This is a genomic window from Rhodococcus sp. AQ5-07, assembly GCF_009707305.1.
In the GTDB taxonomy this organism is placed as follows: Bacteria; Actinomycetota; Actinomycetes; order Mycobacteriales; family Mycobacteriaceae; genus Rhodococcus_F; species Rhodococcus_F erythropolis.
On the sequence record NZ_CP046099.1, the window covers coordinates 3510686 to 3536913 of the forward strand.

At 60.8% G+C, this 26228-nt stretch carries 23 protein-coding genes and 1 pseudogene; 12 read left to right on the forward strand and 12 right to left on the reverse strand.

Annotation, left to right across the window (positions count from 1 at the left end; genetic code table 11):
* Positions 1-495: 495 nt before the first annotated feature.
* The 3 genes from GJB56_RS16135 to sthA form a co-directional block, all read right to left on the reverse strand.
* Positions 496-1362: a class I SAM-dependent methyltransferase gene (locus GJB56_RS16135; protein WP_060938116.1), complete on the reverse strand. Its 867-nt coding sequence runs from the start codon at positions 1360-1362 to the stop codon at positions 496-498.
* 88 nt (positions 1363-1450) lie between these two features.
* The gene (locus GJB56_RS16140; RefSeq protein WP_019745033.1) at positions 1451-2353 is read right to left on the reverse strand and encodes a hypothetical protein; all 903 of its coding nucleotides are present in this window, start codon (positions 2351-2353) and stop codon (positions 1451-1453) included.
* A 151-nt stretch (positions 2354-2504) separates the two neighbouring features.
* On the reverse strand, positions 2505-3917 hold the full coding sequence (sthA, locus tag GJB56_RS16145; protein WP_113682454.1) for a Si-specific NAD(P)(+) transhydrogenase: 1413 nt from the start codon (positions 3915-3917) through the stop codon (positions 2505-2507).
* Between the two features lie 471 nt (positions 3918-4388).
* Here sthA and GJB56_RS16150 point away from each other — a divergent pair, with 471 nt between their 5' ends.
* The 6 genes from GJB56_RS16150 (at position 4389) to GJB56_RS16175 (ending at position 10677) form a co-directional block, all read left to right on the forward strand.
* On the forward strand, positions 4389-5921 hold the full coding sequence (locus GJB56_RS16150) for a condensation domain-containing protein (RefSeq protein ID WP_113682455.1): 1533 nt from the start codon (positions 4389-4391) through the stop codon (positions 5919-5921).
* The gene (locus GJB56_RS16155; protein ID WP_029536943.1) at positions 5854-7326 is read left to right on the forward strand and encodes a condensation domain-containing protein; all 1473 of its coding nucleotides are present in this window, start codon (positions 5854-5856) and stop codon (positions 7324-7326) included. Before GJB56_RS16150 ends, GJB56_RS16155 begins: the two co-directional genes overlap by 68 nt.
* Positions 7326-8708 (forward strand): condensation domain-containing protein, encoded by a 1383-nt coding sequence (locus GJB56_RS16160; protein ID WP_113682456.1) that lies wholly within the window; start codon positions 7326-7328, stop codon positions 8706-8708. The genes GJB56_RS16155 and GJB56_RS16160 overlap by 1 nt, the downstream gene beginning before the upstream one ends.
* 78 nt (positions 8709-8786) lie before the next feature.
* Positions 8787-9248, forward strand: coding sequence for a MarR family winged helix-turn-helix transcriptional regulator (locus tag GJB56_RS16165; protein WP_003940568.1), 462 nt, complete (start codon positions 8787-8789; stop codon positions 9246-9248).
* Positions 9245-9673 carry an organic hydroperoxide resistance protein gene (locus tag GJB56_RS16170; protein ID WP_003939720.1) on the forward strand — a complete coding sequence of 143 codons (429 nt, stop codon included), beginning with the start codon at positions 9245-9247 and terminating at the stop codon, positions 9671-9673. The genes GJB56_RS16165 and GJB56_RS16170 overlap by 4 nt, the downstream gene beginning before the upstream one ends.
* A complete protein-coding gene (locus GJB56_RS16175; RefSeq protein WP_019745038.1) occupies positions 9670-10677 on the forward strand; it encodes an NADP-dependent oxidoreductase in 1008 nt (335 codons plus the stop codon). Before GJB56_RS16170 ends, GJB56_RS16175 begins: the two co-directional genes overlap by 4 nt.
* 78 nt (positions 10678-10755) lie before the next feature.
* Here the strand turns inward: GJB56_RS16175 and GJB56_RS16180 are convergent, their stop codons facing one another.
* The 4 genes from GJB56_RS16180 to GJB56_RS16195 all read right to left on the reverse strand — a co-directional run bounded on the left by GJB56_RS16180 (position 10756) and on the right by GJB56_RS16195 (position 13989).
* Entirely contained in the window at positions 10756-11631 is an 876-nt protein-coding gene (locus GJB56_RS16180; RefSeq protein ID WP_113682457.1) for an oxidoreductase, read from the reverse strand.
* 51 nt (positions 11632-11682) lie between these two features.
* A complete protein-coding gene (yidC, locus tag GJB56_RS16185; protein ID WP_020908879.1) occupies positions 11683-12639 on the reverse strand; it encodes a membrane protein insertase YidC in 957 nt (318 codons plus the stop codon).
* Between the two features lie 113 nt (positions 12640-12752).
* On the reverse strand, positions 12753-13058 hold the full coding sequence (locus tag GJB56_RS16190; protein ID WP_029256089.1) for a DUF6412 domain-containing protein: 306 nt from the start codon (positions 13056-13058) through the stop codon (positions 12753-12755).
* A 34-nt stretch (positions 13059-13092) separates the two neighbouring features.
* Positions 13093-13989 (reverse strand): LysR family transcriptional regulator, encoded by an 897-nt coding sequence (locus GJB56_RS16195; RefSeq protein ID WP_113682458.1) that lies wholly within the window; start codon positions 13987-13989, stop codon positions 13093-13095.
* Positions 13990-14192: 203 nt separating this feature from the next.
* Between GJB56_RS16195 and GJB56_RS16200 the strand changes: the two genes are divergently transcribed.
* Positions 14193-15659, forward strand: coding sequence for an MFS transporter (locus GJB56_RS16200; RefSeq protein WP_230090992.1), 1467 nt, complete (start codon positions 14193-14195; stop codon positions 15657-15659).
* Here the strand turns inward: GJB56_RS16200 and GJB56_RS16205 are convergent.
* From GJB56_RS16205 to GJB56_RS16215, 3 genes and pseudogenes are all read right to left on the reverse strand, one after another.
* Positions 15598-16140, reverse strand: coding sequence for an alpha/beta fold hydrolase (locus tag GJB56_RS16205; protein WP_162793409.1), 543 nt, complete (start codon positions 16138-16140; stop codon positions 15598-15600). The genes GJB56_RS16200 and GJB56_RS16205 overlap by 62 nt on opposite strands.
* A 50-nt stretch (positions 16141-16190) precedes the next feature.
* Positions 16191-16484 (reverse strand): annotated as a pseudogene (locus GJB56_RS16210) (ATP-binding protein); the annotation flags it as partial.
* An 88-nt stretch (positions 16485-16572) separates the two neighbouring features.
* Positions 16573-18906: an ATP-binding protein gene (locus GJB56_RS16215; protein WP_113682460.1), complete on the reverse strand. Its 2334-nt coding sequence runs from the start codon at positions 18904-18906 to the stop codon at positions 16573-16575.
* 196 nt (positions 18907-19102) lie between these two features.
* Here GJB56_RS16215 and GJB56_RS16220 point away from each other — a divergent pair, with 196 nt between their 5' ends.
* The 3 genes from GJB56_RS16220 to GJB56_RS16230 all read left to right on the forward strand — a co-directional run bounded on the left by GJB56_RS16220 (position 19103) and on the right by GJB56_RS16230 (position 22244).
* Complete coding sequence (locus GJB56_RS16220; RefSeq protein ID WP_047889864.1) at positions 19103-19828, forward strand: GntR family transcriptional regulator; 726 nt, start codon at positions 19103-19105, stop codon at positions 19826-19828.
* 107 nt (positions 19829-19935) lie between these two features.
* Positions 19936-21510 (forward strand): NCS1 family nucleobase:cation symporter-1, encoded by a 1575-nt coding sequence (locus GJB56_RS16225; protein ID WP_113682461.1) that lies wholly within the window; start codon positions 19936-19938, stop codon positions 21508-21510.
* Positions 21511-21515: 5 nt separating this feature from the next.
* Entirely contained in the window at positions 21516-22244 is a 729-nt protein-coding gene (locus GJB56_RS16230) for an aspartate/glutamate racemase family protein (protein ID WP_019745045.1), read from the forward strand.
* Here GJB56_RS16230 and GJB56_RS16235 read toward each other — a convergent pair.
* Both GJB56_RS16235 and GJB56_RS16240 read right to left on the reverse strand, forming a co-directional pair.
* Positions 22211-23386 (reverse strand): MFS transporter, encoded by a 1176-nt coding sequence (locus GJB56_RS16235; RefSeq protein ID WP_031333776.1) that lies wholly within the window; start codon positions 23384-23386, stop codon positions 22211-22213. The two genes, GJB56_RS16230 and GJB56_RS16235, sit on opposite strands and share 34 nt — an antisense overlap.
* 99 nt (positions 23387-23485) lie before the next feature.
* Positions 23486-23797, reverse strand: coding sequence for an ArsR/SmtB family transcription factor (locus GJB56_RS16240; protein WP_021345375.1), 312 nt, complete (start codon positions 23795-23797; stop codon positions 23486-23488).
* A 339-nt stretch (positions 23798-24136) separates the two neighbouring features.
* Here GJB56_RS16240 and GJB56_RS16245 point away from each other — a divergent pair, with 339 nt between their 5' ends.
* The gene (locus GJB56_RS16245) at positions 24137-25387 is read left to right on the forward strand and encodes an MCE family protein (protein WP_397509872.1); all 1251 of its coding nucleotides are present in this window, start codon (positions 24137-24139) and stop codon (positions 25385-25387) included.
* An 82-nt stretch (positions 25388-25469) separates the two neighbouring features.
* On the forward strand, positions 25470-26222 hold the full coding sequence (locus tag GJB56_RS16250) for a class I SAM-dependent methyltransferase (protein ID WP_029256099.1): 753 nt from the start codon (positions 25470-25472) through the stop codon (positions 26220-26222).
* The last annotated feature ends 6 nt before the right edge of the window (positions 26223-26228 follow it).

A 26228-nucleotide genomic window follows, 5' to 3' on the forward strand; every position in this document is an offset into this window, starting at 1 on the left:
CTGGAAATGAACCGGAGAACAAACTGCTCGATGCCTTCCGAAATGACTTTGGTCAGCGCAGTGAAGTCGTTCGACCAACGTTGAATATCCAAGCTGCTCATTACTTTCCTCCGGTCTACGACCCGGTGCCTGTGACCGCACAACGTATGCGAGGCATCGGTCGTGCATTAGAACTATCTGCGAAAATGCGGTTTCCGTTACCGCTGGACCGACCGAACAGCGACGCAGGTTCACTCGAACCTGATATTGCAAATTCGTCGAACGGTTGCAACAACGCCGAGCAGAGTTCGAGCGAAAAGCACTATCCACCAAAAGTATTAGCTTGAAAGAACTACGATTCACTCGATCCCTGGACACACGACACTCGACGCGCCGACTTGCGATAGGGGCGAGTTGGCAGGCAACAACCGGGACAAAGCCATCCGACGATCATGCACGAAATACGGCCACGCCACTCCAGGAATTATTCGAAGTCTCCCAAGGGATCGGCTCTGCTCACTCACTTCGCTGATTTCGCCTGGCGACGATGGCGAAGTTCAAAGGGATCCGCGGAGAGTGGCTCGGCAGAGTCCATCCGTTGGCGCATGGAACGAGTTCGGGGAAGGCCGGCCAGTCCATGTAGGGAAGTTCCGAAACTGATTCGATATGAAGACCCACATCCAGCAAGGAACCAATGACCTCGCCTAGGTCGTGGCGCCATTCGTGGTTGGCGGTGTGCGCTATCTGTCCGTCGGAGTTCCCGGTATAGGTCGCCGAGTCTTCGTACGATCGCATGCCGCCTCCGGAGAGGTAGTCGTCGGTGATCATCCACGGCTCGAATGCCATTGCGCCGAGGATCGGATGATCGTCCCGGATCTGAAACACCCCACCCGGCTCGAGGAGGTCGTGGATCGACTGGGCCCAGGTGGCGAGTTCCGGCAACCAGACGATTGTCCCGGCGCTGGTGACGATCGTGTCGAAACGTCGGTCGATCAGCGTCGAGGCGAATCGCGCATCACCTTCCACCCACGTGATCTCGCGGTCGTCGGCCTTCGCGATACGCGCTGCGTGGCGCAGAGAGTTGGGCGAAAGATCGAGCCCGTGCACCTCCACCGCACCAAGGCGCGCCCAGGAAATGGTGTCGATACCAATGTGACACTGCAAGTGCAGGAGCGAGCGATCCCGCACTCCCGACGCCGGCAGATGCGTAGACAGACTCGACAGATCGTTCTGCACGACTCTGGAAATGGCCGCTCTGTCGGCGAGAAACCCTCCGACGTCATACATTTCGGAGCGCACATGCACCTCGGCGCGATCGTCCCAATTCGACCGGTTGCCGGCGATGGCTTCTGCCTCGTGCTTCGCTTGGCCCTCGTGCACCATTGACCCTCCGCCATCGACTTGAAGTGTCTTTTTAACACGTCTGTGTTCGTGTTCGCGTTCCAGTTTTCGAAGGGCTGTGGTTTTCGAATCAGACGGTCACTTCTTCGGCAGGTTTCCCCTCGTGGCTCGCCGCGCCGAAGACGGCTACGGCGACGGCGCCCGCGATCGCTCCGACGAATCCGACGATGGCAAGCCATTCCAGGCCCGGTCGCGACGCATCGCCGAGCACCACGACGCCGACGATTCCCGGAACGACCGTCTCGCCTACAACCAGTGCCGCTGTCGCTCCGTTGACGGATCCCAGTTGCAACGCCACCGTGTGCAGATAGAAACCGCCCAGGCCCGAGACGAGGATTGCCCAGCCGGCCGGATCGCGGAGCATCGTGCCGATTTCGAACGGATCGATTCCGTAGACCACGCGTACGGCAATGGCCAGACAGCCGAACAACACACCCGAGATCAACCCGGCGACAACTGCTGCGCGTGAGCCCAACCATCGGATCAAACCGATACCGATCGACAAGATCAACGCCGAGCCCACCAGGACACCCCAGTGGACGACGTCGTTGGAACTCCCGCCGCCCGCGTGACCCGAAGACAAACCGAGCAGCAGGAGCGATCCGATCACCGCGGCGATCGCGAACCAGTCGCGACGATGCAACTGGATGCCCAGGACCACGGTCCCCAGCACTGCCGTGATGACGAGATTGGCACTGACCACTGTCTGCGACAAGAACAGTGGAATGAGCCGCGCGGAGATGGCACTACCGGCGAATCCGACCGCATCGAGCACGGTGCCCAGGATGAACGACGCCGTCAGCGCTGCGGCGAACGTCGAACGCAAGGTCGGGCCACCCGTCGCCGTCACGTGTCCGGCCTCGCCTCGCTGCTCGGCGGCCGCTGCCGACTTGCGCGCGCCGTACGCCTGCAACACCGACGCCACGCCGTATCCGACGCACGCCACGATCGCGGCAATCAGTCCGATCAGCATCGAAATTCCACACGAAGTTCATGGGCAATGGTCATAGAGATAGACCCTGCCCTATTTTCCCAGGCCTGACATCACCCTCAGGTATTCGAACAAGTGCTACCCGAGAAGTACACCGACCGACCCTGACCGGTACCTGGGGACACCCCGACCCCTAGTGGAATTGCTTGAGAGCCCTGATCTTGTTCATGACGTCGAGCGCCGCCACCTTGTACGCCTCGGACAGTGTCGGATAGTTGAAGACGGCGTCGACAAGGTATTCGACGGTCCCGCCGCACCCCATCACCGCTTGGCCGATATGCACGAGATCCGTTGCACCCGAGCCGAAGATATGAACGCCGAGCAGTTTCAGGTCATCCGTCGACACCAGGATCTTGAGCATCCCGTAGGTGTCGCCTGCGATCTGCCCGCGCGCGAGTTCACGGTATCGGGAAACCCCGACCTCGTACGGCACCGATTCCTTGGTCAGATCGACCTCGGTGGCGCCTACGTACGACACCTCGGGAATCGAGTAGATGCCGATCGGCTGCAGATCCATCAGCTTCGCGCCTGGTTCGTCGAAGGCGTGGTAGGCCGCGAGTCGACCTTGATCCATCGACGTCGCCGCCAACGCCGGGAAGCCGATGACGTCACCGACGGCGTAGATGTGTTCGACCTTGGTGCGGAAATTGTCGTCGACGTAGATGCGGCCACGTTCGTCGGCTTCGAGCCCGGCGTTCTCCAGCGCGAGTGGCGCTGTGAGGCCTTGCCGTCCCGCCGAGTACATCACGGTCTCGGTGGGAATCTGCTTGCCGCTGCGCAGCGTCGTAAGTGTTCCGTTCGCTCCGACGTCGACGGCCGTCACTTCTTCACCGAATCGGAAAGTGACCGCCAGATCGCGTAAATGGAACCGAAGCGATTCGATGACCTCGGGGTCACAGAAGTCCAGCATCGACGTTCTCTTCTCGACGACGGTGACCTTGGTGCCGAGTGCCGCGAACATCGACGCGTACTCGATACCGATCACTCCCGCGCCCACCACGACCATGGTGGTCGGGATGGAGGTCAGATCGAGGATTCCGTCGGAGTCGAGCACCCGGTGACTGTCGAAGGACACCCCCGCCGGGCGGGCAGGCAACGTTCCGGTCGCGATCACAACGAATTTTGCCGTGATCGTCATCTTGTCTCCGCGCGAGGCGTCCTCGACGAGGATGGTGTGCTCGTCGACGAACGAGCCGACCCCTACCAACAATTCGACGCGGTTACGCAGGAGCTGAGATCGCACGACTTCGATTTCTTTGGTGATGACATGCTGGGTTCGCGCCAGCAGGTCGGCCGGAGTGATGTTCTCCTTGACGCGGTAACTTGCGCCGTACAGTTCGCGTTGGTTCATCCCGGTGAGGTAGAGAACCGCCTCGCGCAACGTCTTCGACGGAATGGTGCCGGTGTTGACGCACACTCCCCCGAGCATGTTGCCCTTCTCGACCATCGCTACCCGTTTACCCAGCTTGGCCGCCGCGATGGCAGCCTTCTGACCACCCGGGCCGGAGCCGATCACAACCAGGTCGTATTCCATCGGATCAGTCATCGCTTACAAATACCGTCTGCATACGACCGGCAGATGCCGAGCATGTCAATACTCGGTGAACAATCCGCGCGCCGAACGGGCACGACGGCTGTACACGAACCCTGTTGCAATTAAAAGAGATACAGTCAAACCCATACGAAAATTGCTACACACAAACATATTCCGACATTCGCATGCGCACATTCTTCGCCGTCCGACGGAGTTCACAACGGTCTGTTGAAATTTGTTTCACCCCAGAGTGATTGATCGATCAACTGACAGGTGACCAGGGTCGTAAACCGGATGTCCAGTATTCGAATTGTCCGAAATAACGAGCAGAATGTTCCTCGTCACATCCCGCACCGAAGCAGTTGCGCGGAGCCTCAGGTCGCGTTCTACTTGCCTTGACTAATCATCTGTCACTCTCGGTTACAAACATCCGCCCCGTTCACGATCCCCACCTTTCGCCATCTCGAGAGATCAGGTTTCCCAATGGAATTCACGGAACTTGCCGACTATCCCCTACCTCCTGGGACCGTCACCGAGTGGACTCCTGCCGCAGTGAATCCGCCCGAGCTGTGGCCTGTCGACCAGCGTCCCGCCAGCTACATACACGAGGCACACTTGAAACATGCCGAGCAGGCGAAACGGCAGGCGCACCATCACAACGACGGATGCACTCCGTCGTGGCTGGGTACCTCGTTTCGTATCCACGACCGACTCGACCGAAGGATCTGGGCGGCCACTCTCGATCACTGGATCGATCGCCACGAAGTGCTCCGAACACGAGTCGCCATGGAGGGCGAAGCGATAGTCCGACGCACCGCGGGTCCTGGAGACGTCCGAATTCTGGGTAACGAAGTCGGACATCTTGCGTCCTCGATGTCCGTCTTCACGCATCTGCAGCAACTGCTCGACCGGTCGACCGATCCACTTGTGTGGCCTGCGTACCAGTTCGCGACAATTGAAGGTCCCAACCATTTCACCGTGGTCTTTGCCGCTGATCATGCTCTGCTGGACGGATATTCGGTGGCGTTGACCGCGCACGAACTGCAGACGATCTACCGTTCGTCGAGCGAGGGAAGCCCTCCCTCGCCGCCGGAGACCGGAAGCTACATCGACTTCGGCACCAGGGAACGAGATCTCGTGGGACACGCGGACTGCTCTCACCCGGCGGTGCAGACGTGGCGCGAGTTCTACGCGCAGGGCGAGGCTCCGCTCTTTCCAGCGCTGCCCGAACCGGTCGCCGGACGCCGAGGCCCTCAGCAGAGCCTGTCCGCCTGGCTTCTGAGCGCCCGGGGAGCCGAACGCCTGGCAGAAGCGAGCAAGCGCAGCAACCAAGGATTCCTGGCCGCGATACTCGCGTGCGCGGCCAAGGTGACCGGCGATCTCACCGGTGCAGACGAATTCCGCGTCGTGGTGCCGCAACACACCCGTTCGGAGCTTCGATGGGCCGCGTCGCTGGGATGGTTCATCGGTGTTGTGCCGGTGAGGATCCCGATTGCTCCCGCAGCAACCGTGAGCGATCTGGCCAAGGTTGCCGGCACGGAGATGCGACGCGTCCGCCCCGCAGCGGCCCTGCCGTACTCGAAAGTGTGCGAGCTGATCGACTCCCCGCAGCACCTGCCGTTCGTGCTCTCGTACATGGACGTTCGTCACGTTCCTGGTGCCGAGCAATGGACGAGCTGGCAGACCAGAGGCCTTCGTAGTCGCGATCATTCGGGAACCGACGTCTACATCTGGCTCACACGGACTCCCGAAGGGCTCAATCTGGCCATACGCCACCCAGGCAACGCGCGCACAAGCCGCCACATCCATCAGTTCGCGGGACTCCTACGCCGCGAAATGGAGGACTTTGCCTTCTCGACCGACACATGCACACCTCCGACCAACACCGCTGTACCGATCAACACCGCTGTACCGATCAATACCGCTGCACCGATCGAGGAGAACTCTCATGGAAATGACACCCATCGATCTCTGGGCACCGAAAGCCGGGACGCTCACCGAGTTCAGGCCTACTGAGCAGTCCCTGACGGCAGCATCTCGAGCACCACTGAGCGACCAACCTCTCTCGTTCCTCCAAGAGGGACACATTCGTACCGCCGATCACAAGCGCGCACAAGGCGTCGACTGGTCACCGTGGATCGGATTCACGTTCACTCTGCCCGGTGATCTCGATCGGGAGGCACTGCGTCGGGCTGTCCAGGCGTTTGTCTTGCGGCACAACACACTTCACAGTTGGTTCGAGGTGAGACCATCCGAAGATCCTGGCGGCAGCGGGGTCATCGACCGTCATGTGGTGGATGAATCGACGATCGAACTCGCGCCGCACAGCGTCGGTTCCCTGAACACGACCGATGCGGTTCGCGAGCATGTCAGCCGAAGTTTCGCAGGCGATACCAGCCCACTGCAATGGCCTTCGTTCACCAGTGGCGCCGTCGAGCACGGCACCGGCGCCGGTTTCACCATCTACTACGGCGTCGATCACTCGCACACCGACGGCCTGTCGCTGATGCTGGGCGTCGAAGAACTTCGTGCGCTGTACATCGCCGAAAGCGCCGGCATCGACGCTCAACTTCCCTCTCCCGGTAGCTACGTCGAGTACAGCGGCGAAGAACGGGCAGCGGCGAAGAACCTCGACCTAGCCGCAGAACCTGTGCAGCAATGGATTTCGATTCTCGCCGCCAACGCCGGACAACTCCCGACGTTCCCCCTCGACCTCGGCGTCGCGCAGGGCGAACAGACCCGGTCGACCCGCACACATATCGACGTTCTCGACAGCGACGAGTCAGCCGCGTTCGCAGCGCTGTGCAAGTCCAATGGCGTCGGATTCTCCACGGGGATCTTCGCAGCCCTCGCCCTCACCGAGATCGAAGTTGCTGACAGAGCGAACTACTTCGCGCTCAACGCAGTCGGTACTCGTTCCGATCCGAGATACCTGTTTTCTCAAGGCTGGTTCATCAATCTCGTCCCGGTCTCGTTCACGCTGAGTGGTGTCACCACCTTCACCGATGCACTCCCCCTTGCTCACGCTGCTCGCGCAGCCGTGAAGGGACTCGCGGACGTGTCTATTCACTCGGTGATCGCCCAGGTGTCGAAGTTGACCGGATCCGACATCGGCGGAACCTCGGTCCCGCCGATGGTGTCGTACATCGACATGCGCCTGATTCCAGGTGCCGAGCACCACGACGAACTCGAAGCGCGCGCACTCGGTGGGCCAGGAACGACGGGTGATCTGTCGATGTGGATCAACCGGAAGGAAGACCGTACGTACGTGATGGTCAGTTTCCCCGATACCGAGCAAGCGCACACATCGGTGGATCGGTACCTTCGACACCTCCGCAACGTCCTGAGAACGGTCGCCGATACCGGCGACTACCGTGTCGTTCGTCAGGCGGATGCACGTCAGGAAGTGGAGACCGCCTGATGCACATCACCTTTCTCGACAGGTTCGAGGCACGGCCGGGCCGCATCCTGCAGTGGACGCCGAGCGAAATCTCCACCGGATCGACGTATCCGGTTCCTCCGACCTCGAATCAGCAGCTGCATCTTGCCGGGAGCCGCGGCGATACGACTTGGCTCGCCGCCACTTTCGACGTTCCCGGCCCGATCGACACGGACGCACTCCGGGCCAGCTTCGAGGAATGGACGTCCCGTCACGACGCCCTGTCGTGCTCGTTCTCCCAGGCCGAAGAAGCGGATGAATCCTCGGCGCTGTTCGTCGACGTCGCCGATGTCGTCGATCTGCGCCTCCGTGAGGAAACAGTGGCGGACGCGCGAACGCCGGAACAGGTGCGAGAACTCTTGGGCGAGCGCTTGGATCGATGGTGCAATCCTTTTGCGTTTCCCGCCTACTTTCTCGGGGCCATCACCCGCGAGGACCAGTCGACAGTGATCTGCGGATTCGACCATGCCATCTGCGACGGCTGGTCCATGAGCATCGCAATTACCGAGATCAGCACTCTGTATCGTGAATACACGCGGGCGGAACGTAATCCGATCGCGTCGGATCTCTTGCCCGAGCCCGGGAGTTTCCTCAACTACTGCTTCCGTGAATCGGCAACCGCGGATCCAGAGCCCGGCGACCACCGCATTTCGGGGTGGCGGTCTTTCCTTCGATCTTGCGGGGGTGACACTCCCCATTTTCCCGTAGATCTGGGGCTGCCCGCCGGGACCATGTCGCCCCAGGGCACAGACACCCGAATGCTCCTCGACGCCGACGAAGCAGAGCTGTTCGACCAGAACTGCGCCGATCATCGACACTCGTCGTTCGGTGCGATTCTTGCGTCGATCGGTTTGGCCACAACACAATTGACCGACAAGAGAGACACACGCCTTCTGTTCCCTGTTCACACGCGTCGGGAACCGCGGCACAACCACACCTTCGGCTGGCTGGTGGCCAATGCACCCATCACCGTGACGAGCATGGATGATCTTCACAGCACGGCTCGGGCAGTCAATCTCGCTTTCCACGAGTCACTTTCACTGTCGTCCGTGTCGTCGAGACAAGTGTTGAGGAGCTTGGGACCCGAGGTTTCGCCCACTCGCCGAGACATCTTCTCGGTGTCCTACGCCGACTACCGGACCATGCCCGGTGGATCTCGCCCTCGCGAATCACGGCCCGGCGACTCACAACCTGCGCCGATCAATCCGCAGCAACTCAGTCGCGTGTCGAGCGCCGACGACGTTCAGTTCTGGTTTTCGCGCACCCACGACGGGCTGGCAGTGCGCACCCGATTTCCGGCACCCGCGGCCCAGGCAGTGCTCACCTTCCTCGAGTGCGTATCCGAGATTCTGTCGACGCCGTAACCAGACGGCTGTGCATCCGCAGATCTATTTGACACTTCTTTGTTGTGCACAACTTAACTGTGCGCTACAGTTGTTCTCGTGACCAACCCACTCGCTCTCGAACGCCAGGTCTGCTTCGCCCTCTATTCGGCGTCGCGGGCCACTACGGCCGCGTACCGGGCAATGCTCGACGACCTGGGAATCACGTATCCCCAGTACCTCGTCCTGTTGACACTCTGGGAACGAGACGGCCGGGGCGTGCGTGAGATCTGTGAGGCACTCGATCTCGATACCGGAACTCTGTCGCCGCTGCTCAAGAGGCTGGAGGGTCTGGGATTCATCGAGCGCCGACGCCTCACCACGGACGAGCGTCGCGTCGAGATTCACCTGACCGAGGCGGGTTCCACCTTGCGCAGCAAGGCCGAGGACATCCCGGCCAAGCTCGCAGGCGCCACTGGTCTGAGTAACGACGAACTCACCGAACTCCGAGACGTTCTCACTCGTCTCGGTGAGTCACTTCAAGCATCCAACGCCCACTCCGACGGAAAGAAGAAGTCATGAATATCGTCTACACCGCAGAAGCACTTGCCACCGGCGAAGGCCGCAACGGTCACGCTCGCACTTCGGACGGACGCCTCGATCTCGGCCTCGCCATTCCCAAGGAAATGGGTGGCAGTGGCGAAGGCACCAACCCCGAGCAGCTCTTTGCCGCCGGATACGCAGCATGCTTCCACTCCGCTCTGCAGATGGTCGCCCGCGCCGAGAAGGCCAACGTGGCTGATTCCGCAGTCGGCGCGCGGGTCGGCATCGGCCCCAACGGTGCAGGAGGCTTCGGACTCGCTGTGACGCTGGAGGTTTCACTCCCCCATCTGCCCCATGATCAGGCCGTCGAGTTGACGGAGAAGGCGCACCAGGTGTGCCCGTACTCCAATGCAACTCGCGGCAACATCGAGGTCACCCTCGAAGTAAGTAAGGACGACGAATGAGCACCACCACTGTCAGCCGGGAAATCCGTCTCGCTTCACGCCCGAACGGTTGGCCCACCTCGGAGAACTTCGCCACCGCCGAAGTAGAACTCCCCGAACTCGAAGACGGCCAGATCCTGGTCCGCAACATCGCCATCTCCGTCGACCCGTACATGCGCGGCCGAATGAACGACGTGAAGTCCTACCTTCCGCCGTTCCAGGTCGGTGCGCCGCTCGACGGTGGTGCTGTCGGCGAGGTCGTCGAATCCAAGTCGGCTGATCGCGCTGTGGGCGACGTTGTCGTCCACGGCCTCGGATGGCGTGAATACGCCATCCTCGACGGATCCGCAGTGACTCCGGCCGACACGTCCATCGCGCCGGCGACGGCCTACCTGGGTGCCCTCGGCATGACTGGCCTCACCGCGTATGCCGGCCTAACCGCGGTTGCGGAGTTCAAGGAAGGCGATACCGTATTCGTCTCCGGCGCAGCCGGTGCCGTCGGATCGCTCGTCGGTCAGATCGCCAAGTTGCTCGGAGCGAAGCGAGTAATCGGTAGCGCCGGTTCACCGGCGAAGGTTGCCCGACTTCTCGAACTCGGATTCGATGCGGCATTCGACTACCACGACGGCCCGATCACCGAACTGCTCGCCGCTGCCGCCCCTGACGGCATCGACGTGTACTTCGACAACGTCGGTGGCGAGCATCTCGAAGCCGCCATCGATGCCATGAACCAGGGTGGCCGGATTGCCCTGTGCGGAGCCATCGCTCAGTACAACACCACCGAGAAGCCCACCGCTCCCCACAACCTGGCACTGGTGATCGGCAAGCAGCTCACACTGCGCGGATTCCTTGTGGGCGGCTACCGTCACCTCGGTGGCGAATTCCGCACCCACATGGCAGGGTGGCTCGCCGACAACAAGATTCAGTGGGACGAGACCATCGTCGAAGGCCTGGAGAATGCACCGCAAGCGTTCATCGACCTGATGCGCGGCGCAAACACCGGCAAGATGGTTGTCACGCTGTAACCCGAACAACATCTGGCTCGAACGAATATGAAGGTGGCCGCGAACTTCTCGAAGTTCGCGGCCACCTTCATATCTGAATCAGATCCCGAACGAGACTCCGGTCAACTTCTCCGACAGCGTCCACAAGCCCGAGGCTGTCTTCGAATCGTGTGACTTCTTGTTCGACCCCACGACCTTCGGATAACCTCGCTGCTCGAACGGACCGTCCGGTCCGATGTAACTGCCGCCGAAGGCATCCGGCGCGGTTGCCGCCCACAGTTCGGGAAGGGCACCCATCTCCGCAGACTGCGCGAAGATCGAATTGCCGATTCCCATCAGCTTGTCCTGGATCGACTCGGTGTGCCCCTGCAGGTTCGTCGACGCGTATCCCGGATGCGAAGCAAGCGCTTTGAGCGAAGATCCCGAGGCCGCAAGCCTGCGTTGAAGTTCGTACGTGAACAACAAATTGGCAAGTTTGGACTGCCCGTAGGCCAACCAGCGGTTGTACTTCCGACGCTCGAAATTGAGATCGTCCAGATCGACAGTTCCGAGCTGATGCAGGGCACTGGACATCGTCACGACACGGTCGGTGAGCTTGTCCTTCAGCAATCCGGTCAACGCGAAGTGCCCGAGATGGTTTGTGCCGATCTGCATTTCGAATCCGTCGACAGTCCGGCGAAACGGAACCGCCATCACGCCGGCGTTGTTCACCAGGACGTCGACCTTCTCCGTTGCGTCGGCAAAGGCTCGTACCGACGACAGATCCGAGAGGTCCAATTTACGGACAACCGCGTTGCGTCCGATCTCGGCGGCTACGGCGTCGGCCTTCGTGGTGTCACGACAGGCGAGGACGACGTCGGCCCCGGCTTTGCCAAGCGCCCGTGCGACTACCTCACCCAGTCCGCTGTTCGCCCCCGTGACGACAAATGTGCGGCCGGTCTGATCGACTACGTCTTCTGCGGTCCATTTGGTCATGTATTCCAGCGTACGTGCCTTACCCGCCGGTAGGGAGGGGTCGATTTTCTGTCATCGCTTGCGTTTGGCGCGGATCGGCTTTGCACCCGGCAGCGGCGGTGCTGCAGCCACCCTGGGCGACGGGGGCGCAGTCACTCCGGGTGTCGGCGACGATTCAGCTTCCTTCTGCTCCGCCGCGATCCGGCCGTAGACCAAATGCTGTTGTCCCAGCGTCCAGCAGTTGTTACTCACGAAATACAGCAGGATCGCCACGGGCGCGAAAGCACCGAAAGCGATCACACCCACCGGAAACACCCACAATGCGAGCTTGTTCATGATCGCTGTTTGAGGGTTGACGGTTCCGGTGTCCACTTGGCGCGCGATGGACGCCCGCGACGTGAAATGTGTAGCGACGGCGGCGAAGATCATCAGCGGTACGGCAACCAGAATGATGGAGATACGGCTGACGTCGCCGAACGCTTCCAGTTGCGCTGCCGGACTCGAAATCATGGCAGACAACGGCGCGCCGAACAGTTTGGCGTCGAGAAACGACTGCACGTCCGAGGCACTGAAGAAGTAGTTGGCCGTATTCGCGTTGTCCGCCACCGACATCGGTTCGGTCGGGCTCAGAAACGGGACGTGCGATGCCGCTCCAGTCCGATTGAACGATCGCAGGACGTGATAAAGGCCGATGAACACCGGTGCCTGAACGAGCATCGGCAGACAGCCGAGCAACGGACTGTAGTTGTGTTCCTTCTGCAGCTTGGCCATCTCGACAGTGAGTTTCTGCCGGTCACCCGAATACTTCTTCTGCAACGCCTTGATCTGAGGTTGCAGCTTCTGCATCACCAGTTGGGTGCGGACCTGCTTGACGAAGGGTTTGAACAGCAAAGCCTTGAGCGTGAAGACCAGAAATACGACCGACAACGCCCATACGACGCCGTTGTCGGGTGATCCGGAGATCAGTGAAAAGACCTTGTGCCAGAACCAGAGGATTCCGGACACGGGGTAGTAGACAAAATCGAGCATGACGAATGAACCTCACCGAGAGGCACGCTCACAGGAGATGAGAGCGCGGGAATGGTCGTGGACGCAAGACGTCTGACCGACCTACGACGAGTTCACTCCCGCCGACGGCCGATCTACAGACCGATTCCCGGAGCTCGAGGCTGTGGACGGCCGGGCGCGTCCGGGCTGCTCTGCCTGCGGAAAGCGCCACGCAGGCAGCGTTCGTCATCAGAGGGGCCAGTGGCCGAAACCGCGCACAGCTGCAGAAGTTCGTACTTCGACGACGTTGCGAGGGCTGCGACCACGAAGACGGCAATCGCAGTTCCCAGCACCGCGGCGCTACCCGACGATCCAAGCGGAGGCACGGCGAGAAGAGCGATGAACGGCAGCAGAAGCAGCAACAGTGACCGTGTCACCGTTCCCGTGCTCCGCTGTTGCATGACTGCGAGAGTACAGAACATCTGCCGAATCCAGCTAGACGCTTGCCTCACGTACTTGTTCGCGCAGCCATTTGTGTGCTGGATCATGGTCCAGCCGACCGTGCCACTGTTGGTGGATGGTGACGGCCGGTAGTTCGGTCGGCACCGCAAACCAGGCGACATCGAGGCGAGCGGCAAAGTATCGGGCAAGCCTTTCCGGCACCAGTGCAACGAGATCGCTGTCGGCCGCCATGAGCGCCGCCGCAACGGGCGAGGCAACCACCGCGATCACCCGCCGGCGCATTCCGACTGCGGACAACGCGTCGTCGATCGGTCCGTGTGTCCGGCCACGTCTGGATGTCGAGACATGTGGATGCTCACACAACTGCGCGAGTGTCGGCTGAGCCGTGCGGGCCAACGGCGACGACTTCGATACCAAGCCCACATGACCCTCTCGGTAGAGAATCTCACTGCACACATCAGAGGACGGCAACGGATCAGCGCCGATATCGAGATCGATCGAACCGTTCCGCAGCGACTCGACGTCCTCGTTTCCCTCTCCGACACAACGGATTACAGCGTTCGGCGCTTCCGCCGCGAAACGCCTGACCAGAGCCGGGGTGAGGCTGGCCGCCGTGCCCTCGTTGATTCGGATCACGAAAGTCCGCTCGAGCTCTGCTGGTTCGAAGTTCTTGCGGTCGATCAACAGGCCTTGCGCCCCTTCCAGGAGCGATCGGACCTGAGGTGCTGCACGCAACGCAAAGGGCGTCGGTACCAACCCACGCCCGGCACGAACAAAGATCGGGTCATCCATCGCACGCCGGAGACGCCCCAAAGCCCTACTGGTTGCCGGTATCGACAAGTTCAATCGCTCGGCCGCGCCGGTGACACTGCCCTCCGCCACCAGAGCGTCGAACACTCTCAAAAGATTGAGGTCCATATCCATCGCCATAGTTGCACCATACGCAACTATCTACTGCAATCTTTGCAGTAGACGCACGTTACCGAGATCCCTACTGTCGTTTCAGTAGCCGAATTGGCTGTCGATCAACAACTCCCGCAATAGAACAAATTTCCGCAAAGAGGTGCGTCTTGTCCACAAATACTTCGATACCGACGGAGAGTCGGGCGAACTCGGACGCGCGACAAGGATTGGTGCTCGCAACGTTGTGCGCGGTCACCGTCCTCGTTATTGCGTTCGTCGCTGCCATCAACCTGGCAGTTCCGCTCCTGACGTCCGGGTCTCTGCATCCTTCCTCGACGCAGCTTCTATGGATCGTCGATTCCTACGTCACGGTCTTCGCCTGTCTGGTGATCCCCTGCGGGGCACTCGGTGATCGCTTCGGACGCAAAGGGGTGCTGACCATCGGGTTGATCCTCTTCGCAGCAGGCGCCGCCGTGTCCGCGAGTTCCCCCACAGTGGCGGTGATGCTGATCGGCCGCTGCGTCACCGGAGTCGGAGCCGCCTGTGTTCTGTCGAACAGCCTCGCAATCCTCATGCACGCGACTCCCCCACAGAAGCGTCCTCGCGCAATTGCCATTTGGGCATCGTCGACCGGATTCGGCGGCGTGGCAGGGAATGTCGGTGGTGGCGCGCTTCTGCAGACCGGGTCCTGGCGCTGGTTGTTCGTCGCCGTCGTACCCATCGCGTTGGCAGGTGCTGCCGCAGTCGCCTATCTCGCTCCTCGCACCCCTCGAAATCACCGCGGTCTCGACCCTGTCGGAACCGTCTTGCTGACGGCGGCGACGTTCGGGTTGCTGGTCGGTGTCATCGAAGGACCCGAAAGTGGTTGGGGCAGCATCACGGTGATCTCAGCATTCGTCGCGTCGGCGGCGCTTTATGCGGCATGGATCATCGTCGAGCTCCGCGTCGAGCAGCCCTTGCTGGATCCGCGGTTGTTCCGCCTTCCTCTGCTGCGCGCGGGATGCCTGGGAATGACCGTCGCGTTCTTCGGTCTGTTCGCACTGTTCTACGTCAACGCATCATTTCTGCAGTACGCCAAGGGATTCAGCGTTCTCACCACCGGCCTGGCGGTGATACCGCTGACCATTCCACTGCTGTTCGGTGCTCGCTTCGTGCCGCTGATCTCGGCTCGTCTGGGTTCCACCATCACCGTGGCGGCAGCGTTCGCGTTCATCGGGGTCGGCATGTTCGGGCTGTCGACCAGCACAGCCCACACTCCCTATTTCGCCTACGCGTTGTGGCTCGTCGTCATCGGCATCGGCGCGGCAGCCGCGCTCCCCGTATTGACTCACGACATCGCGGACTCGCTGCCCCTCGAACAGGCAGGCGTCGGTTCAGGACTGCAGGCGACGGCACGAGAATTCGGCAGCGCCTTGGGCGTCGCCGTCATCGGCACCATCTTGACCAGCCGTTTCATCAGCGCATTGCCCGACTCGATGCGCGACGGAGACGGCGCCGCGCCACGCACGGTCGCAGACGGACTCGAGATGGCCGACACTCCCCTCGCTCACGACGCCGTCCTGAGTGCCTTCACCACCGGCGCGGACAGCGCCGTGTGCGTCATCGCGATCATCACCCTGATCGCCGGCTGCCTGGTCACTGCGCAATCCGCGTGGTCGAACAGAACACGAACGAAGGAGACAGAACAGGTGCACTGACAGCTCGTCCGGCCTGTGATTCCGTCAACACCTGGCCGAACAACTCCGCATCGTCGATAAGCCAATTGTGATTGCCAGGAACCTCGCGAACCTCGGGATCACCCAAGGCGGCGCAGACAGCATGAAAACTCGTTCGCGGAATCACATGATCATCAGCTCCCCACAACACGACAACAGGCATCGCGCGGACTGCGATCTCTTCGAGTGCATCGATGAGATCCGCAGTCCGCGCGAGGTTGCCCGTTTGCCACACTCCATGGGCGTTGCGTAGCGCGTTGAACGCGAACTCGTCGAGTCGAAACTGTGGGATTCTGCGAGCGTGTACCGACTCGGCAGCCTCGACCATCGCCGACACACACCAGTTCCACCACGGACGTTCGCGAATCGGGCGCTCCTGACCACCAGCACTCGACCACACGCCACCACCAACCGAGTTCACCAGATCCAAGCGCGAGACTCGCGTGGGGAAGTCCCGCGCCACTGCAGTTCAGGTGAGGTTTTTCTCCGGGTGAAGTATCGAACTCGATATTGCCGCGCACGCACCGGCGCGGCGACATAATCCGCGAGCAGATCCGGATCCGACAGCTCCCCCAACTCCACCAACCAGGTACCGTCGCTGAACACCCGCTGCAGCGCACCCGCAAGCCGGATCGCCAGACGCGTCTTGCCCACGCCCCCAACGCCGGTCAGCGTCAACAAACGGGACGACTCGAACAATCTTCTGGCGTCGGCCAACTCACGCCGCCGACCGACAAAACTCGTCAACTCCAACGGCAAGTTGCCGACAACCCGATGATCGGCTTCTGCACGCACAGCGGATGCCATCGACCGACTCGCTTTCTGCGATTCCACTCCAAAAGCAACGCTACCCCCGCGAACTGCACCCGAGAAGCGCTAACCACTGCCTGCGATCTCAGCCTCGGGAGTCGGTCTCCTGCTCGGTCGACACGAACCACGCCGCGATCTGCGCTCTGGAGGTGAAACCCAATTTGGTCAGCACATGCTCCACATGCCCCTGAGCCGTGCGAAGCGAGATCACGAGATGTTCCGCGATAGCGCGATTGGTCAGGCCCCGCGCAACCAGTTCCGCAACTTGCTGCTCACGACGAGTGAGGTGAGGTGCCTCAGTTGACGATGAACCCGGAACACTGCGACGCTCGTCGAGCGCATACGCGACAGCTTCACCCTCGGACATCACAAATCCGTTGCGAAACGACTTGTCGAAAGCACTCTTACCCATAGCCCTACGAGCAGTCTCTGCCGCAGTTTCGTGATGAGGCGACAAACCCGGCAGGCCCGCCAGCCGACCCCCGACCTTCTGCCAATACATGGCTGCCGCGCCGAGCAGAACCGCGGAATTCTTCCAATCACGTTGCGCTGCAGCAATCCACGCCAGTGGTTCGATACACCACGCCGAGTTCATCGGGGCATCGAGAATTCTCAGACTTCGCGTCAAATAATCACGTGCGTCATCTAATTCACCTCGGAGCCAGCCCACGAGCCCGAGGGTTCCCAACGCAAAAGCCTGGAACATGACTTCGTTGGCGGGCACGGTGATCGCGAGAGTCTCTTCGTTGCACTCCACCGAGCGATCGAGGGCCCCGGAAAGAAAGTACGCGATCCCCAGGGTGTCCAGGCCGATCACCACATGCAGCAGATTTTCGTCCAATCGAAACAGCGTCAACGCGGATTCCAACTTGGCTGTAGCGGTATCGAAGTTGCCTCTGAACGTATCGACGTATCCGTCACCCCATGCCGCGAGACCGCGTGAGCGCACGTCCGCCAAGGCATTCGCCAGGTGCCAACTCTCGTCGACCAGCGCTTGTGCCCGTTCGAGTTCCCCCTGCATCGCGTGATTCACAGCGTCGATGGCCAAGACATCAACGCGGAACGGGTCGAGCTCCCGATCCTCTGTATTCAGAGCTCGATCCGTCCAATACCGTGCCTGCACAAGCAATCCACCAGAAAGCCAGAATCTGTACAACCCACCGACCATTCGCGTCGCAGATCGCGCCTCTCCGGTAGTGGAAATCGAAAACTCCAGCGCGTCGTAAACGTTGTGCTGTTCGCGACCCAGCCGTGCGATCCACGCCGCTTGCCGGTCACTGATCCACTCGGCTTCCGCACGAACAACCAGCGCTTCGAACCAATCACGGTGGCGCCGTCGAAGTTCCACGTAGTCGTTCGAGAACTCGGCCTTCTCCCGTCCGTACTCCCGCAGGAGGTCGAGCAGGTGATAGCGAACGGTGCCGTCGATCTCCTCACGAATGAGGATGGACTTCTCGACCAACGCAGTGACGAGATCGAGCACTTCCGTCGAACTCGAATCCTGCCCGCACACTCCCTCGGCAGCGTCCAGCTCGAACCCGCCGGAAAATACTGTCAGCCGACCCCACAGCTGCTGCTCCGGAGGCGAGCACAAGTCGTAACTCCAATCGATCGACAATCGGAGAGTCTGCTGACGACTCGGTACGTCGCGTCCACCAGAAGTCAACAGGCGGTAACGATCCGAGAGCCGATCCATGATCTGCTCCGCCGACATACCGCGCAGGCGAGCGGCCGCCAACTCGATCGGAAGTGGGAGTCCATCCAGGTCGTGACAGATATGAGCAACGGCGCGCTTGTTCTCCTCAGTGAGGGTGAAGCCGGGGACGACTGAAGCCGCACGCTCGGTGAACAACGACACGGATTCGTACTGGGCAAGTCCCTCGAATTCGCGCGGCTGTTGCTGCGGCGTGGTGAGCGAGGGAACGCGCATCGTCACCTCACCGCCCATTCCCAGCGATTCTCTGCTCGTCGCCAAGATCTTGACACCGGCACATCGCCGTAGGACCGCACCGGCAAACAGAGCGACGGCATCGACCAGATGTTCGCAGTTGTCGAGTACCAACAGCAGACTGCGATCGGAGCAGTAGTCGATCACAGTGTGCAGCGGGTCCGACGAGGACACCGGCCGCACCCCCAAAATCACGGCGACATAATCCTCGAGGAGTTCTGGATCCGTCTGCTCCCCCAACTCCACCAACCACGCGCCGTCTCGGAACACCCGCTGGAGCGCACTCGCAAGCCGGATCGCGAGCCGCGTCTTGCCGACACCTCCGATACCGGTGAGCGTCAATAAACGGGACGACTCGAACAATCTTCTGGCTTCGGCCAACTCACGCCGTCGGCCGACAAAACTCGTCAACTCCAAGGGCAAGTTGCCGACAACTCGCTGGTCGGCTTCTGATCGCACAACGGATGCCATCGACCGACTCGCTTTCTGCCAACCACTACAAATCAACGCTACCCCCGCGTTCGTCGCCCTGAGCAGCGCTCACTTGTGCTTCGTCATCGCAGTCGAAATGTCGGCCCTCACGCATGCGATTCACGACGGCCATGCCGGTGTCACGCGCCCGAAACAACGGATTTCTACCCTGGCAGCGACGAGAAGGGAGACCGACATGCCACCGCGCCGTAGATCGGTACTACTGACGCAACTGGTAATCGATGCTCCCGGCAGTCCACAACAAACGATCCTCGACGAACTGCGCCGAGTGATTCTGTCGGGTTCGGCGCCTCCGGGTACCCCGATCCCTCTCGGCGACGTGGCTGATGTGTTCGGGGTCAGCCGAATACCAGTGCGGGAATCGCTGAAGACCCTGGTCGGAGAGTCGTTGGTCGACCACCGCCACCAATTCGGCTACACCGTTGCTCAGTTGACGCCGGCAGAACTGCGCGAGATGTACATCGTCCGCGAAACTCTCGAATCAGCTGCATTGGCCGTCGCCGTCGAGCGGGCCACCGAAGAGGATCACGAACACGCCGTCGAGGTGAATTCCCGTCTGGAGATCGCGTTGCGCTACGACGACTCTCAGTCCTATCACTGTGAGAGCCGAAACTTTCACCTCGCACTGACCCGACCGTCGCAAATGCTTCGACTTCTGCACATGTTCGAAGCTGCCTGGAACATCACCGAACCGGTACAGCCGATGGTCCATGTTGCCGGCGTCGATCGCCGGGTTCTGCACTCCGATCACACCGCGATGCTGGACGCATTCCTGCGTCGGGACGCAGCCGCTCTTCTGAGTGCTTCCGAAATCCATCATCGCCGACTCAACACCGTGATCGCGACTCTGCCGACAGACACCGGCCTACTGGCCGAGAAAGATATACCGATTGCGCAATAGCTGTGCAACACAGCGTCGATACCTTTCTCTCAACACAGTTTTCATCACTGACGCTGAGAGCTCGTGCACTGTCCGCTGATTTCCTGCACTGATGCACAGGAGCTGTCATGACCGACATTCTTCCGTCCCGAACGACCACTGCCCCAACTCCCCCAAAGGAAACCGGCTCGGCCGACCTCGTCGAAGCCGCGGGCCACCCGGTCGGCGGCGGACTGATCAAACCGGGCTACGACCCTCGTTTGACCAACGAGGATCTGGCGCCGCTTCGCAAGCAGACCTGGTCGTCGTACAACATCTTCGCCTTCTGGATGTCCGACGTACACAGCGTCGGCGGATATGTCACTGCCGGTAGTCTTTTCGCACTGGGATTGGCCAGCTGGCAAGTACTCGTCGCCCTGCTGGTCGGTATCACGATCGTTTACTTCTTCTGCAATCTCGTCGCCAAACCCAGCCAAGTTACCGGCGTACCGTATCCGGTGATCTGCCGCAGCGTGTTCGGTGTTCTCGGCGCGAACATCCCGGCAATCATTCGTGGCCTGATTGCCGTGGCCTGGTACGGGATTCAAACCTTCCTCGCTTCGGCAGCCCTCGATGTCGTACTGATCAAACTCTTTCCGTCACTCGCACCGTATGCCGTCGTCGAAGACTACGGATTCGCCGGACTCTCCGCACTGGGCTGGGGAAGTTTCATGCTCCTGTGGGTACTTCAGGCCTGCGTCTTCTGGCGAGGCATGGAATCGATCCGCCGCTTCATCGACTTCTGCGGGCCGGCTGTGTATGTCGTGATGTTCATGCTGTGCGGGTACCTCATCTACCAGGCAGGCTGGAGCGCTGTCGATCTCACACTCGGCGACGTCAAGTACTCCGGTTTCGACGCCGTGCCGGTCATGCTCGGTGCGATCGCTCTGGTTGTCTCGTACTTCTCCGGACCGATGCTCAACTTCGGTGACTTCTCCCGCTACGGGAAGTCGTTCACTGCAGTCAAGAAGGGCAACTTCCTCGGTTTGCCGTTGAACTTCCTCGTATTCTCGGTGTTGGTCGTCGTCACGGCGTCGTTGACACTGCCGGTGTACGGCGAACTGATCACCGATCCCGTCGCAACAGTGGCACGAATCGACAGCACCTTCGCCATCGTCCTCGGCGCACTCACCTTCACCATCGCCACGATCGGCATCAACATCGTGGCCAACTTCATTTCCCCCGCCTTCGACTTCTCCAACGTGAGCCCGCAGAAGATCAGCTGGCGCGCCGGCGGGATGATCGCGGCGATCGGCTCGATCCTCATCACCCCGTGGAACCTCTACAACAATCCCGACGTCATCCACTACACGCTCGAAACCCTCGGAGCCTTCATCGGTCCGCTGTTCGGAATCCTGATTGCCGACTACTACCTCGTGCGCAAGCAGAAGGTGATCGTCGACGAACTGTTCAGCATGTCGCCGACCGGAACCTACTGGTACAGCAAGGGATACAATCCTGCTGCAGTGATCGCCACCGTGGTGGGAGCCGTCGTCGCAATGGTCCCGATCCTGGGCAAGGACCTCACCGGGATGTACACCGCAGCGCAGTACAGCTGGTTCATCGGTTGCGGGCTCGGATTCGCCGTCTACTACCTACTCGCCACGCGCACTTCCCTGGCTGTCCGGAATGCTTCTTCTCCCGACACTGTGACGGTCGACTGATCGTCATGAGAATCAAGGTGATCAACCCCAACACCACGTGGGCGATGACCGCCAAGATCGAGGAATGTGCCCGGGCCGTCGCGGGCTCGGGCACATTCGTCGAGGCCGTCAGCCCTGCGATGGGTCCCGCGTCGATCGAAAGCCACTACGACGAAGCTCTCAGCATCCCCGGAATCCTGGCCGAGATCGCCGCCGGAGAAAAGAACGAAGTCGACGGCTACGTCATTGCTTGCTTCGGTGACCCAGGCCTAGATGCAGCCAGAGAGCTGGCCAAGGGCCCCGTCGTAGCTGTCGCCGAAGCGGCAATGAACTACGCAAGTTTCCTGGGACGCGGATTCAGCATCGTGACCACCCTCGGTCGAACCCGCGGCCGCGCAGCCGATCTGGTGGACCGGTACGGCATGCAGGCTCGGTGCCGGGGTATCCACTCCTGCGAGATTCCGGTTCTGGAACTCGATCGTGATCCCGACGCGCGAAAGGTGATCTTGGAAGCCTGTTTCGACGCATTGGAGCAAGACGACTCGGACGTCCTCGTGCTGGGTTGCGCCGGCATGGCGGACCTGTGCCAGGATTTGTCCGACGAACTCGGTGTCCCGGTAGTCGACGGCGTTGCCGCTGGGGTCACGATGGTTCAATCGTTGGTCACCCTCGGACTGTCGACCAGTGCGCGCGGCGAGTTCACACGGCCACTGCCCAAAATCTACACCGGCACACTGACACCGTTCTCGCTGTGAACGTGCCCGAGCGAGAGTCGAGCACCGATCGTCACCAGTGCCAGGACCGAGAACAATACTCCGGCCCAGACTAATTGGCGGGTTTCGAAATGCGCGAGAAACAGTCCACCGACCGCAGTTCCGAGCGTGATCCCCAAGTTGGAGAACGAGATGAAAAGGCTGTTGCCGAATTCAGGCGCGTCGACTGCGTCTCGCCCCATCCAACTCTGCGAAACCACCAGACCACCGGAATGCACTACACCCCAAACCAACACGGCTACAACCATCGCACCGAAGTACGGGCCTGCCAGATAGAGCATCACGTAGACGACGATGTACAGCAAGGGAAAAGCCACAACCGTGCGCACCACACTCTTGGCGAGCACCGCCCCGAAGACGAAGTTGCCGAAGATCATCACGACACCGAAAGCCAAGAGCATCGCGCTGATCCACGATCCGCTCATGCCCGTCACTCCGCCGAGGTATTCGGCGAAGTATCCGTACACCGAGAACATGGCTGCGAAGACGAAGGTGACGGAAAGGATGGTCAACCACACGCGCGGCCGGCGAAGGATCCCGACCTGTGCGCCGTACGACAGGCGTTGTGTCACCGGAGCCGAGGGCAGAAGTACGACAATCCCGAGAAACGCGAGAACATTGACCACGGCACCGAAAACGAAAGCCGTGGACACCGAGAAGTTCTCGGCCAGATACGACGTCAGCGGTACACCGAATGCGAATCCTACTGTGACACCCGCAAATACTTTCGTCACAGCTGCAGTTGCTTCCTCCGGTGGCACCAGTCGAACTGCACTCGCGAGTGCGAGCGCGAAGAAGACCGGGTGAACCACGGCGGGAATGATCCGAAATACAAACATCACCTCGAAACTCGACGTGCTCGCGTACACCATGTTGGAGACCGCAAAGACTGCAATCGCCACCAACAGAACGGTTTTCCTGTTGATTCCCGAGGTGATCAGCGTCGTGAACGGACCGGTCACCGCCACGACGAGCGCAAACACACCGACCAACCATCCGGCAGTGGACGCGGTGATACCGAACTTTTCGCTGACCTGAGGCAGAACCCCGATAATGCCCATCTCCGTAGTGATGATTCCGAATACACCCAACGCCAGAACCGGTATCAACAATTTCGACTTCACGACACACTCCTTACTACTACGCCACACAAGACAGATACATATCTAGATATATAGATATGTTTGATTGAGCAAAACCGGCCGACGAGGGCAATCCGACCGCTACAGCTTTTCGCGAACGAATTCCCTGAACTCGCCGATCACGGTTTCGTTTCGTCGGTAGTACGTCCACTTCCCGATGCGCTCGGACTCGAGCAGACCCACATCTTTCATGCCCTGCAGGTACCCCGAGATCACCGACTGGGCAAGTCCCGATCGCCCCTGAATGTCACCGACACAGACTCCGATGTGAAACCCGAGATCCTGTTGCGTGTACGAGTCCTCGTCGAAATACTTCGCCGGATGCGCGAGCCACTCCAAGATCTGCAGACGAGTCGGGTTGGACAGCGCCTTGAAGATCGCCAAAGCATCCATGGACCGCACCCCTTCTCTCCGCCAACCGGAACGCATCTACTTTTGTGGATATGTTTGGCGAAGTCAAGCCCGATTCGGACGCAAAGCTACGTACGTCACATCGACGCATTTGAAGTGAGCTGTGCCACTTACGTTTCGACGACCTGCGGAAATCTCAGCGCCGACTTTCTATCTGTGACGACTTGTTTATAGTTATCGCCAACAACGAATTGCCGGAAGTTTCCGGTTCGCCCGAGAATGCTCGCGGGTGAACACAATTCGCTCAACACCAGCCGTACCCGGCTAGTCATTCGGGAGTCGAACCATGAACACACCGCATCAGTTCAGGGCCGTCCCCACATGGTGATGTCGAAGCTCGCCAAGTGGCAGCTGGTCGCCCTCGTCGTGGTTGCACTCCTGGGTTTGATCTACGTCGGAGCGAAATACGTACGGCTGGACAATCTTCTGGGATTCGGCCAATACACGGTCAAAACCGAACTGGCGACGTCCGGTGGCATCTTCACCAACGCCGAAGTGACCTATCGCGGTGTACCCGTCGGACGCGTCGGCGACATGTCGCTCACGTCCGACGGAATCGAAGTCGACCTGTTGATCGACAGCAATGCTCCACAGATTCCCGCATCCGCGCGAGCCGTGGTGGCCAATCGCTCAGCCATCGGTGAACAGTACGTCGACCTTCAGCCCGATACCGACCAGGGCCCGTTCCTCGAAGACGGCTCGGTGATCGCCGTGGGCGACACCACCACGCCGATCCCCATCGAGAACGTCTTGACCAGCGCCAACGGTCTGGTGCACTCCGTTCCGGTCGACGCACTCCACACCGTCGCGAAGGAACTCGGCGCGGCATTCAACGGCAAGGGCGAAGATCTGCAAGTCCTTGCCGACTCGCTGTCGGGGATTTCCCAGTCGGGCCTCGACACCCTTCCCCAGACCCTCGGACTGATCCGCGACAGCCAGACGGTACTCACGACCCAGTCCGATCAATCGTCGGCGATCAAGCAGTTCAGCACCGACCTCGACGCACTGACTGCGCAATTGCGCACCAGCGACCCCGACATCCGACGCGTGATCGACAACGGCATACCGGCCAGCGAACAAGTCGGCTCTCTCGTCACCGAAGCCGGCCCCGCGCTCACGACCAACCTCTCCAACGTCTCCGCCGTTGCAGCGGCAGCCGCCCCGACACTGCCCTCGCTGCAGCCCTTCCTGCTCTTCCTGCCTGCCCTCGCCGGGGCGGCGCCCACCGTTGCACCGGGAGACGGCACAGTACATCTGGGCTTGGTACTCGAGACCAACAACCCGCTCTCGTGCACCGTCGGTTACGAAGGGACCATGGCGATCCTCGACGAGATGAAGCGCAAGGACCCGAACTTCGACGACACGACGCAGAACTTCCCGTTGAACACAGCCGCCAACTGCCAGGCACCTCAGGGCAGCGAAACGGGAGTTCGGAGCGCCAACCGCATCGCGTTCGCCGACCCGAACACCTCGCAACCGTGGGACAGCAAGCCCAAGGTGGACCCGGACAAGCTGAACCTGAACCCGATTGCCACTCAACTCGCACCGATGCTCGGTGCGACCCCGAAGTAGCCGTAAACAACTGGCACCGTCGACGCTCCGCGACGATGATGATGTGATGTCGCAAGGAACGCCTGAAGGCGAGTCACAGAGCATGTCACGAAGTTTCGAGGAACTTGTCGCCGAAGCCGAATCCGCCTCCGTCGACGGGTGGGACTTCTCGTGGCTCGACGGGCGCGCCACGGAGCAGCGTCCGTCGTGGGGGTATCAGAGGTTGATGGGTGAACGTCTCGGTGGCGCCGGCGCTGCGCTGGACATCCAGACCGGCGGCGGCGAAGTCCTCGCCGCTGCACCGACACTCCCGCCGGTGATGGCGGCAACCGAATCCTGGCCACCGAACGTAACCAAGGCCACCGCGCTTCTGCGTCCCCGAGGTGTGGTGGTGGTCGCGGATCCGGACGAGCCACCGCTACCGTTTGCCGATTCGGCTTTCGATCTGGTGACCAGTCGACACCCTGCGACGGTGTGGTGGGCCGAGATCGCTCGGGTACTCGAACCGGGAGGAACGTACTTCGCTCAACATGTCGGTCACGCCAGCGTGTTCGAACTCGTCGAGTTCTTCCTCGGTCCTCAGCCGCAGGCTCGTCGCGGACGGCACTACGAGGACGAAAGCGCCGACGCGATTTCGGCCGGGCTCACCGTCGTCGACCTTCGTTTCGAGCGTCTGCGCATGGAATTCTTCGATATCGGCGCCGTTGTCTACTTCTTACGCAAGGTGATCTGGATGGTTCCGGGATTCACCGTCGCGCAGTATCTGGACCGGCTCCGGGAACTCGATCAGCAGATCCGTCGAGACGGATCTTTTGTCGCGTACTCGAGTCGATTTCTGATCGAGGCGCGCAAATAGCCCCGC